General features: G+C 46.3%; 11 protein-coding genes. 5 read left to right on the top strand and 6 right to left on the bottom strand.

Annotated elements, in window-relative coordinates:
- Positions 1-48: 48 nt before the first annotated feature.
- Together thiD and lepA are read left to right on the top strand one after the other, a co-directional pair.
- A complete protein-coding gene (gene thiD / locus F8H35_RS04360; RefSeq protein ID WP_472572327.1) occupies positions 49-759 on the top strand; it encodes a bifunctional hydroxymethylpyrimidine kinase/phosphomethylpyrimidine kinase in 711 nt (236 codons plus the stop codon).
- A gap of 35 nt (positions 760-794) precedes the next feature.
- On the top strand, positions 795-2,591 hold the full coding sequence (lepA, locus tag F8H35_RS04355) for a translation elongation factor 4 (RefSeq protein WP_472572326.1): 1,797 nt from the start codon (positions 795-797) through the stop codon (positions 2,589-2,591).
- A 23-nt stretch (positions 2,592-2,614) separates the two neighbouring features.
- On the opposite strand, the gene F8H35_RS04350 is transcribed toward lepA, so the two are convergent.
- Both F8H35_RS04350 and hpf read right to left on the bottom strand, forming a co-directional pair.
- Positions 2,615-3,154, bottom strand: a complete 540-nt coding sequence (locus tag F8H35_RS04350; protein WP_472572325.1) for a Uma2 family endonuclease — start codon at positions 3,152-3,154, stop codon at positions 2,615-2,617.
- 18 nt (positions 3,155-3,172) lie between these two features.
- Positions 3,173-3,736, bottom strand: coding sequence for a ribosome hibernation-promoting factor, HPF/YfiA family (gene hpf, locus F8H35_RS04345; protein WP_472572324.1), 564 nt, complete (start codon positions 3,734-3,736; stop codon positions 3,173-3,175).
- Between the two features lie 60 nt (positions 3,737-3,796).
- Between hpf and F8H35_RS04340 the strand changes: the two genes are divergently transcribed.
- From F8H35_RS04340 to F8H35_RS04330, 3 genes are read left to right on the top strand one after another with little or no spacing between them, the layout of a single operon-like run.
- A complete protein-coding gene (locus F8H35_RS04340; RefSeq protein WP_472572323.1) occupies positions 3,797-4,786 on the top strand; it encodes a DUF814 domain-containing protein in 990 nt (329 codons plus the stop codon).
- A 10-nt stretch (positions 4,787-4,796) separates the two neighbouring features.
- On the top strand, positions 4,797-5,270 hold the full coding sequence (locus F8H35_RS04335; protein ID WP_472572322.1) for a universal stress protein: 474 nt from the start codon (positions 4,797-4,799) through the stop codon (positions 5,268-5,270).
- A complete protein-coding gene (locus F8H35_RS04330) occupies positions 5,270-5,761 on the top strand; it encodes a universal stress protein (protein WP_472572321.1) in 492 nt (163 codons plus the stop codon). The genes F8H35_RS04335 and F8H35_RS04330 overlap by 1 nt, the downstream gene beginning before the upstream one ends.
- On the opposite strand, the gene F8H35_RS04325 is transcribed toward F8H35_RS04330, so the two are convergent.
- Genes F8H35_RS04325 through F8H35_RS04310 form a run of 4 tightly spaced genes read right to left on the bottom strand, consistent with a single transcriptional unit; the run spans position 5,745 to position 10,118 of the window.
- Positions 5,745-6,101, bottom strand: a complete 357-nt coding sequence (locus F8H35_RS04325; protein WP_472572320.1) for a hypothetical protein — start codon at positions 6,099-6,101, stop codon at positions 5,745-5,747. The two genes, F8H35_RS04330 and F8H35_RS04325, sit on opposite strands and share 17 nt — an antisense overlap.
- Entirely contained in the window at positions 6,098-7,450 is a 1,353-nt protein-coding gene (gene bioA / locus F8H35_RS04320; protein ID WP_472572319.1) for an adenosylmethionine--8-amino-7-oxononanoate transaminase, read from the bottom strand. Before bioA ends, F8H35_RS04325 begins: the two co-directional genes overlap by 4 nt.
- Positions 7,450-7,686, bottom strand: a complete 237-nt coding sequence (locus F8H35_RS04315) for a hypothetical protein (protein ID WP_472572318.1) — start codon at positions 7,684-7,686, stop codon at positions 7,450-7,452. The genes bioA and F8H35_RS04315 overlap by 1 nt, the downstream gene beginning before the upstream one ends.
- Positions 7,686-10,118: an OmpA family protein gene (locus F8H35_RS04310; protein WP_472572317.1), complete on the bottom strand. Its 2,433-nt coding sequence runs from the start codon at positions 10,116-10,118 to the stop codon at positions 7,686-7,688. Before F8H35_RS04310 ends, F8H35_RS04315 begins: the two co-directional genes overlap by 1 nt.
- Between the last annotated feature and the right edge of the window lie 35 nt (positions 10,119-10,153).

Raw genomic sequence — 10,153 nt, 5'->3', positions numbered from 1 at the left:
TTTATCTGTTAATCGTATCTTACAATAAGTTGACCTGTAGGGAGAGATATGAGGTTTCTTCTGAGTGTTGCCGGGTTTGATCCTACCGGAGGAGCTGGAGTTCTGCGGGATGTTAAGACTTTTGGCTATTTTGGTTTTTTAGGTGGGGCAGTTATTACTGTTAATACAGTTCAGAACGCTAAGGGAGTAAAGAAGCTTCGCTTTGTTGATGGTTCTTTTCTGATTTCTCAGTTGAAGACTCTTCTTGAGGAAATTTCACCGGAAGGGGTGAAGGTTGGAATACCTCACAGGGAGAAAGAGGTAAACAGGAAGGTTTCAGAAATTCTCTATTCCCTCTCTGTTCCTGTTGTCTTTGATCCCGTTCTTTCTCCAACTTTTGGAAGGGGATTTGTTGAAAATTTGGAAGTTCTCAGTCCGTTGATTGAAGTTTCAACGGTTCTAACTCCCAACTACTCTGAATTTCTGAAGCTAAGGGAGTTCCTTCAGGGAAAAACGTTTATTGTTAAAGGGTGGCCTTACAGAGATAAGGTCTGCGATGTTCTCTTTGTTGACGGCAGTAAAGTTGACAGAGTTTGCCATGAGAGGGACGGTAGAGTTGTAAGGGGAACGGGGTGTGCCTTCTCTTCTGCTCTTACGGCTTTACTTGCCAAAGGTTTAAATTTGAAAGAAGCATTCAGAGAAACCGTTGATTTTATAACAGAATACAGGAGAAGTGCTTTTGAGATAGGGGGAGCTCCCCAGCTCTACCCTTCACTTTAGGCCTATATTTCTTAAAAACCTTCTGGAGAGGTTAGATGAACCAGGAGCTTATAAGGAACTTCTGCATAATTGCCCACATAGACCACGGAAAATCCACACTTGCAGATAGGTTGTTGGAGTATACGGGAACCGTTTCTAAGAGAGAGTTAAAAGAGCAAATGCTTGACACTTTAGAGCTTGAAAGAGAAAGAGGTATCACAATCAAGCTCAACGCCGTCCGGATGAAGTATAGGGCAGACGACGGTAAAACCTACACGATGCACCTTATTGACACTCCCGGCCACGTTGACTTTACATACGAGGTTTCAAGGAGTCTGTCTGCCTGTGAGGGAGCTCTCCTTGTTATTGACGCAACCCAGGGAATAGAGGCACAGACGATTGCCAACTTCTTCTTAGCCTTAGACGCCGGCCTTGAGATTATTCCTGTTATAAACAAGATAGACCTTCCCAGTGCAAACCCGGAGTGGGTTAAGGAGCAGATTGCAGACGTTTTAGGCTTAGACCCAGACGAGGCCATTTTATCCTCTGCAAAAGAGGGAATTGGAATAAAGGAGATTTTAGAAGCGATAGTTAAAAGAGTTCCTCCACCTTCAGGAGACCCAAACAAACCGCTAAAAGCCCTCATCTTTGACTCTTTCTACGACAACTACAAGGGAGTTATTCCTTTTATCAGGGTTTTTGATGGGAAGATAAAGCCCGGAATGAGAATAAAGCTTATGTCAAACGACAAGGAGTTTGAAGTTGTTGAAGTTGGAACACAGTCTCCAAACATAGTTAAGACTGGAGAGCTCTCTGCAGGAGAGGTTGGCTGGATAGCTGCGAACATTAAGAACATTGAGGATACTCAGGTTGGAGATACGATAACCGATGCAGAGAACCCGACAGATGAGCCCTGCCCCGGATTCAGACCTGCCAAGCCTATGGTATTTGCGGGTTTATACCCCGTTGACTCAGATGACTATGAGAACCTGAAAGAGGCACTGGAAAAGTTGAAGCTCAACGACGCAGCCCTCTTCTTTGAGCCTGAAACCTCTGCAGCTTTAGGGTTTGGTTTCAGGTGCGGATTTTTAGGGCTTCTCCATATGGAAGTTATAAAGGAGAGGCTTGAGAGGGAGTTTGGGCTAAACCTTATAGCTACGGCTCCAAGCGTTGTCTATAAAGTTTACATGAAAGACGGTTCAGTTAAGGAGGTTCAGAACCCTGCTGAGATGCCACCTCCTGAGAAGATTGAGAGAATTGAAGAGCCTTACATCTCAGCTTCAATCATCACTCCGGCAGACTACGTTGGCCCCATAATGCAGCTCTGTCAGGATAGGAGGGGAATACAGACCGGGTTTACCTACTTAGACCAGCAGAGGGTGGAGCTCCGCTACGACATGCCCCTCTCTGAGATTCTCTTTGACTTCTTTGACAAGCTCAAGTCCGTCTCCCGGGGCTATGCCTCCTTTGACTACGAGTTTGCAGGCTACAAACCTTCAGACCTTGTGAAACTTGACATACTGATAAACGGGAAGCCTGTAGATGCCCTCTCTGTAATTGTTCACAGGGATAAGGCCTACCAAAGGGGAAGGCAGCTTGTTGACAAGCTGAAGGAGATAATCCCAAGGCAGCTCTTTGAGGTTGCAATTCAGGCTGCAATAGGGAACAAGATTATTGCCCGTTCAAACGTTAAGGCTTTCAGGAAAGACGTTCTTGCAAAGTGCTACGGCGGAGACGTTACGAGAAAGAAGAAACTCCTTGAGAAGCAGAAAGAGGGTAAGAAGAGAATGAAGATGCTGGGGAAAGTGGAGGTTCCACAGGAGGCGTTTTTAGCGGTTCTAAAGGTTGATTAAACGAGGAGGGAAACTTCCTCCCTTTAAATTCTTCTCCACAGTTGCTCAAGGTTAACGGTAAATGGACATTCCAAATCAAATCTGAAGCTACCTCTGTCTGAGTCAAAGATCTTCTCATACCTGTTATTGGTGAGCTTGAACACCCTCATCTTCTTTAAGTTTGGGTAGACCAGAGCGTAGTATTTGACCTTCTCCCTCTCGTAGAGCTCAAACTTCAGCTGCTCGTCTCTTATTGCGGTGGACTTTGAAACAACTTCAAAGATAACTTCTGGAGTGGTTTTAATGAAGTCTTCAACTTTTCCGCAGACTACTACAACGTCTGGCCTTACAACAGTATTTTCGTTAACTATCCAGTCAACTTCCTGAGAAACCTGGCAGTCTGCAGAGCAGTTCTCAAGCTGTTCGTCAATTGTTCTTACCAGAAGACTTACAATCCTTTGGTGTTTCCAGACAGGAGAGGGAGCCATTGCGTATGGAACTCCCTCTATCAACTCCCAATCTCCTTCCCACTGCAGGTAATCTTCAACAGTGTAATTTGGTAAGTATTTCTCTGCCAGGCTCATTATTCTTCTCCTTTAGGTTCACTTGCAGGCCGGCATCTCTATCAGGCCAACGTTTCCGTCCTTCCTCTTGTAAACAACTGCAGCGTTTCCTGTTTCAACGTTGCAGAACACGACAAACTCCCTGTTTGAACCAAGGAGCTTAACAACTGCGTCCTCAACAGAGATGGGTTTGTAGAGCTCCGGCTCAACTTCAATAATCTCTATTGGCTTCTCAACTACTTCTTCCTCAACAACGGTCATCATCCTCTTAGACTTCTGAGCTTCCTTCTTTCCTGCCGTTTTTACCTTATCCTTCAATCTCCTCAGCTGTTTCTCTGCAGCGTCAACAACGTAGTCAACGGCAGTGTAAAGGTCGTTAGTCTCCTTCTTGATCCTTAAAGTGTGGTCAAAGACGTTGTAGATGATGATTTCTACAGATGACCTGTACTTTTCCTTGTTGACAATTACGTCTGCAAACACCTCCCTTCTGTCGTCATCCCCCAGGTACTTCTCAAGCCTCTTAAACTTCTCCTCAAGGGTGTTTTTAATTGCCCCTGTGAGGTCAATGCCGTGGCCGATGAGGTTGAGCTTTAGCTGTGCCATCCCTTCCTCCTTTTCTTTTATCTCTTAACTTTAAATTAAAGCCAACAGCGGAGAGTGTCTATGGAGAGGAAGAGAGCTTACCTTCTCTTTTCTGGAGGGCTTGACAGCCTTATAGCTGCAGAGCTCCTGAAACGTTTAGGTTTTGATGTTGTTGGAGTTCACATCACTTCTCCACTCTTTGAAAAAGACGTTGAAAAGGTAAAAGAACTTGCAGATAGGGTAGGAATTAAGCTAAAAGTTGTTGAAGCTGGAGAGGACTACTTAGAGATGCTGAAAAACCCCGTTTACGGCTACGGGAAGAATTTAAACCCCTGTATAGACTGTAAGGCCTATATGCTGAAAAAACTAAAGGAGGTGGCAGAGAAGGGAGCTCTCATTGCAACCGGTGAGGTATTAGGTCAGAGGCCTATGTCTCAGAGGAAGGACGCCTTTAACGCAATAGAGAAGCTTGCTGGTTTAAAGAGGCAGGTTTTGAGGCCCCTTTCTGGAAAACTTCTCCCCCCAACGGTTTACGAGGAGAGGGGAATTGTAGATAGGGAAAAACTCTTAGACCTTAAAGGGCGCTCAAGGAAGAGGTACCCTGAAATCTTAAAGGAGCTGGAATTTAATGAGGGGGAGCTCCCCACCCCTGCCGGTGGGTGCCTTTTAACAGAGCCTTCATTTGCCAGAAAGGTTAAAGATTTGATGGAGTATGACGAGCTCAGCTGGGAGAACGTAAAACTCCTCAAAATCGGCCGCCACTTCAGGGTTAACGGCTGCAAGCTGATAGTTGGAAGGAATAGGGAAGAGAATAGAAGAATCAGAGAAGTTGCAAAAGAAAACGACTACCTGATAACAGTTCCAGGGATTCCTTCTCCAACGGCCCTTTTGAGGTGTAAAGAGGAACCATCAGAGGGTGTTTTGAGAAAAACAGGGGGAATAGTTGCCCGCTATTCAGACGCTAAGAACGAAAAGGAAGTGAAAGTTGCCGTTTTCAGAGGTGGTAAACTATTAACAGAACTTACAGTTCAGCCGATATTTGACTTAAAGGAGTTTTCTATAACGGGATAAGGAGGGAGAGATGCCCCTTTTTGAGAAGACCCTTTACTCAACAGATTTCTCACCCCTTGCAGAGGTTGCTTTAGACTACGTAAAGAAACTGAAGGAAGCGGGAGAGAAGGAGGTTGTTGTAGTTCACGTTGTTGATGACCTCTCAATAGAGCTCCCCGAGGGAGCAGACCTTTTAAACGAAAAGGAGCTCTACAAAATACTTCCAGAAGTAGACCAGGAGTATGTAACTTCGCTGATTGAGAGGCTTGAGGCTGTCAAGAAAATACTTGAAGGCGGGGGATTAAGCGTAAAACTCTACCTAAAATACGGGAATATTCCCAAACAGATCGTTGAAGTAGCAAAGCAGGAGAAGGTAAAACTTATCGTTATGGGAGCTCATGGAAAAGGTCTGTTAACAGAAATTCTTTTGGGTAGCGTTTCAACGGATGTGATAAGGAATGCAGAGTGTCCTGTTCTAATAGTTAAGAAAAGGGAGGAGGAGTGATGCTCTTTGAGAAAGTTCTCTACCCCTTTGATATGAGAAAGGCGAGTCTTGGAGTTAAGCCTTATATACTGAAGCTAAAAGAGGCGGAGTGCAAAGAAGTTCACATGCTCTACGTTCTTCTTCCCTCTGAGTGGGGGTTTGTTGCAAAAGAGGAGTACGACTCGGAGGACAAGATAGAGGCTTTAAGGGGGGCAATTGACGACGGCTACGTTGATGGCCTTATAAGGATATTTAGGAAGATGAAGAAAATTGCAGAGGAGTTTGAAGAGAATGGAATTAAGACCCGTGTTGTTCTCATTCCTGGAGAGCTTGATGAGACCATATCCTACTACGCTAAAGAGTATGGAATTAAGCTTGTTGCCCTTGGTATAACTGAGGAATCCCTCTCCTTTTTCCGGGTTGGGAAGGTTCTTGACATAATTAAAGCCGTTAACTCTCCAATACTGATAGTTAAGTCTCCTGAAGAAGATGGGGCTAAGGGTTTAGAATGAAGTAAATCCCCGTGATAAATCCTAACAGTGATATTCCCAGTGGAATAAACGTTTTCTCCCTAAAGAGTTGACTTACAGGAGCCAGTTTATCGGGGAAAGAGAGCCTTAAAAGGCCGTTCAGCGTAAAAGTAATGCCTAAAGCTTTAAGTGGGGCGGTGGAGCTCCCCACCGCCGTTCCAACCCCTAAAATCAGAGAGAACCAGGCCGTTACTATGACAAACTTCTCATCCTCCATCATTTTAAGAACCTTCTTGCAGATTGATGGCCTTAAAATGTAAGCTCCACAGACAAGTGTAAGGAGCCACCCCCAGAGCTTCGACAGGAAGATGTCGGGGCTCAATTTCCTAAAACCTCAACTATAGCATCTCTGTAAGTTTCAACCATAAAGTCAATCTCCTCTTCGCTTATCGCAAGGGGCGGCATTATGACAAGAACCGGTCCTAAAGGCCTTGTGAAGACCCCCTTCTCAATTATTCTCCTTGAAACCCTCCTACCAACGTCGTCCTTCCAGCTGAACCCCTCTTTCGTCTCTTTATCTTTAACCAGCTCAACTCCAACCATAAATCCTTTTCCTCTTATATCTCCAACGTGTTTGAGGGGGGAGAGTTCCTCCTTTAACTTCCTGTGGAGATAGTCAATCTTCTCCTTTAGTCCTTCAGGCCACCCCTTTTTCTCAAAGAGCTCAATGTTCCTGAGGGCTACTGCACAGCCAAGCTGATTTCCTGTAAACGTGTGGCCGTGGAAGAAGGTCTTTCCGCTTCCGTAGTCTCCTCCCCAGAAAGCTCTGTAAACCTCATCTGTTGCCATTGTAACTGCTAAGGGCATGTAGCCTGCGGTTAACCCCTTGGAGATTGCCATAATATCTGGGACAACACCTTCCCACTCACAGGCGAACATCTTTCCGGTTTTTCCAAATCCTGTTGCAACCTCGTCTAAGATGAGGAGAACGCCATACCTGTCGCAGAGCTCCCTCACTCCCTTCAAAAAACCTTCAGGGTGGACGATAATTCCTGCGGCAGCCTGAACCAGTGGCTCCATAACAACTGCTGCAATCTCGTCCCCGTGCTCTCTTAAAACTTCTTCTAATTTTTTTAATGAGTAGTTTTTGCATTCCTCAGGGGTTCCGGGGAACCTGTAGGGGTGTGGAGCAGGGATTTTGTAGGTCTGGAACATGAGCTCCCTGAACATTGAGTGGAAGAGGTCTATTCCGCCGATGCTTACAGAACCTATCGTGTCTCCGTGGTAGGCCTCCTCAAGCTTTATAAACTTCGTCCTCTTCTTCTCTCCCTTTAGCTGCCAATACTGGTAGGCCATCTTCAGGGCAACTTCCATTGCCGTTGAGCCGTCGTCTGAGTAGAAGACGTGGTTTAGACCTTCGGGGGTTGTCTCAACTAACTTCTTTGCAAGGAGAATTGACGGAACGTTTGCAAGGCCTAAGAGTGTTGAGTGGGCAATCTTTCCCGCCTGCTCACAGAGTGCCTCGTTAAGCTCCTTAACGTTGTGGCCGTGGACGTTGCACCAGATTGAGCCGACGGCGTCTAAGTACCTTCTCCCTTCTGTATCAATAAGCCAGCACCCCTCACCCCTTTCAATAACAATAGGCTCGTGCTTTACGTACTCGGCCATCTGGGTAAAGGGGTGCCAGACAAACTCTTTGTCCCACTCTTTCAGCTGCTTTGGGCTGACCATCACTTTTCCTCCTGCCACTGTTTAACGTAAATATAACCGCTCCAGGGGGAAGTTCTCTTGAGCCAGCCCAGAACTTTGATTTTGAGGAGAGCTCCCCTCCTCCTGCCTGCCTCCTTCAGAAGTTCTCTGGCGACGCTTTCAGGAAAAACCCTGTAGCTCCTTCGGCACTTGCACTCCGGGTTAATAACCAAGTAAACGGCTCCGGGGGTAATCTCAACTACGCCCCGGAGCTCCACTACTTTTCCCTATCGCACTTCTTCAAAACCTTAATCTCAACCCGCCTGTTTTTAGCCCTGTGTTCCGGCGTGTCGTTAGGGTAGAGGGGTTTCGTCTCACCGTATCCGATGACCGTTATCTTTTCCTTCGGTATCCCTTTGGCTATCAGGTAGTTTGCAACAGACTGTGCCCTCTCTTTAGAGAGCTTCAGGTTGTACTTTTCAGAACCCACGTTGTCTGTGTGTCCTTCTACAACCACTTTCCTGTATTCCATACCAGACAGCAAGCCATATACAGTGTCAAGGAGCTTCATAGCCTCAGGCTTCAGCTGGTAGCTGTTGAAGTCAAAGAGAATTCCTGAGCCCATCGTTATCTTCGTTTCATACTGAGATTCTTCTATCTTTGCAGGGGCAAACTCCCTTATGTCAAAGGGAACTTCCCTTCCGTTCTTTACAAGTGAGAGAACCAGAGCTACCTGATACCTTGGCCCCTGGAAGTATTGAACTTCAACTGTATGAAAGCCTTTTGTAAGCTTTACGCTTCCGGTTTTCTTTGTTGGCGGGTGGATTCCGTCGTTGTCTATAACAGTTTTCCCGTCAATTATCAGCTTTGCCCCGTCGTCGCTGAGGAGAGAGAACGTGTAGGTTCTGGTTTCGGGGATAAAGATTTTGCCCCTGTAGTCTATTGCGAACCACTCAAACCGGTTTGAAACCCCGGGGAACCCGGTGCTGAAGTCTCTCGGAGTGATGTTCAGAACGGCTGAGTATATCCTTCCTATGGGCTTAAGTTTTGAGAAGTTTGGAAGCCTATCTGTTCCCGGCGGTATGGCGTATATGGTTCCCTCAAATACAAACGGGTTTTCCTTCGCCGAGCCAAAGGAGCTCCCTTCAGGAGTATTCCCTGGAGCCTCTTTCCTGTAAATCTCTTTTATCTTTTCAGGCGGTAAGGAGTAGTTGTAGATCCTCAGTTCATCAATGGCTCCCTTAAAGTCGGGGTCGTTGAAACACCAGTTGGAGTGACCTATAAAGTTGCTTTCCCTTTCTACATTTGCTACAGAATTGCCGATCTTTTCTGCTTTAAGCTGGCCGTTTATGTAGATTCTCATCTTCCCTGTTCGGTTGTCTATAGTTGCACAGTAAAACTGCCACTTTCCGTTGACGATTCCGGGGTATGTGAGCCTTCCGGCAGTTCTGTTATGTTCCCCGTTGCTGTTTACCCAGCTTTCAAGGTCTATTCTGTTTGAGTTTTCCAGCCGCCCGAAAACAATGTTGTATCCGCCTTTTTCTCCAATTGTTTTTCCAAGGTCTACTATCTTTTCATACCAGCGGTTGTCTTCAAACTTTACCCAGCTACAGATTGTAATTCCTCTGCTCCAGACCCTTCCGATTTTGGGAACTGCTATGTAGTCTCCACCTGCCTTACCGCAGCCGTTGTCTCTGTCAGAAGCGTTAAAGTAGAGGGCTTTTCCCTTGACTCCGCCTACGCAGGGGGGAGCTCCCACAACCGTTCCGTCGTATCCGTTTCCGGAGGCGTCTTTAGCCGTGCAGTCGTCAAAGGGGTAGTAGATGAGGAGCTTCCTTTCAGCCTGAGGGATTTCTCCTTCTCTGGCAAGGGGAGTGCAGTCTCCCAGTCCTCTAATCCTTGAGTCTGCCTCTCCGTTCAGAGAGACTCTCCAGAAAGAGGTATGGAAAGGAGCGGGTGAGAGCTGAACGAGTCTTTTAAATGCATATGTTCCTGGTTTTTCGGCCTTAAAGCCGTTCTCTATTAACCTTTCAACATTCCAGTGGTTGTCCCTTATCTCTATCTCCGATTTAACGTATCCGGGAGTATTTACCTTCACCTTTCCGGTAAGGAGAAACCCGCTACCCTGTCTGAAAGCCTCGTAGCTCAGAATTCTTAAGTTTTTGTTAGGAGTTGGGCCTTCTCCTTCCTGGTAGAAAGTAAAGGCTCCGTCGTTGTAGGCCCTGTCGGCTGCTGCTGCGTCCTCAAACTGGAAGTAGTAGAGATGTTTTCCTTTTTTAAAAGCTTTGAAGAAGCGGGGATCCTGAGAAGAAACCGGTCCCATCCATCTGCCGTCCCAGTGGGTTTTGACGAGGAACCGAACTCTGTCTCCCTTCTTTAATCCTTCAATGGGAATGGGAGCTCCCACAGGCGGCCTTGGCCCTACAAACTCAACTAAGAATATCGGTTTTCCACCGTTTACCTGGTAGTAGATCCTTGAGCAGGCCGCAGCGTCAAACCACTCCATCTTGAAAAACCACGGCTTTGAAACATCATCAATAACAATTTCACCAGAGATTGGCCTCTCCTTTACAGCCCTCTCAATCTCTTTTGCCTGCTCCTGAACCTTTTTGATCTGTTTTACTGCCTCTCCAAAGTCTCCAATACTGAAGCTGAAAGCAGAACAGGGAACTAAAACGGCTATAATCGGGATTAAAAGTTTTGAAAACACAGTTTCCCCCTCCATGCGGTTCAATTTTTAGCTTA

Source organism: Thermovibrio sp. (genome assembly GCA_015488335.1).
In the GTDB taxonomy this organism is placed as follows: domain Bacteria; phylum Aquificota; class Aquificia; order Desulfurobacteriales; family Desulfurobacteriaceae; genus Balnearium.
Note: the sequence above shows the minus strand (reverse complement) of the source record. Positions and strands in the feature narration are given on the sequence as shown.

Coding starts and splice junctions, on each gene's coding strand:
- thiD (WP_472572327.1), top strand. CDS start 49: ATGAGGTTTCTTCTGAGTGTTGCCGGGTTTGATCCTACCGGAGGAGCT.
- lepA (WP_472572326.1), top strand. CDS start 795: ATGAACCAGGAGCTTATAAGGAACTTCTGCATAATTGCCCACATAGAC.
- F8H35_RS04350 (WP_472572325.1), bottom strand. CDS start 3,154: ATGAGCCTGGCAGAGAAATACTTACCAAATTACACTGTTGAAGATTAC.
- hpf (WP_472572324.1), bottom strand. CDS start 3,736: ATGGCACAGCTAAAGCTCAACCTCATCGGCCACGGCATTGACCTCACA.
- F8H35_RS04340 (WP_472572323.1), top strand. CDS start 3,797: ATGGAGAGGAAGAGAGCTTACCTTCTCTTTTCTGGAGGGCTTGACAGC.
- F8H35_RS04335 (WP_472572322.1), top strand. CDS start 4,797: ATGCCCCTTTTTGAGAAGACCCTTTACTCAACAGATTTCTCACCCCTT.
- F8H35_RS04330 (WP_472572321.1), top strand. CDS start 5,270: ATGCTCTTTGAGAAAGTTCTCTACCCCTTTGATATGAGAAAGGCGAGT.
- bioA (WP_472572319.1), bottom strand. CDS start 7,450: ATGGTCAGCCCAAAGCAGCTGAAAGAGTGGGACAAAGAGTTTGTCTGG.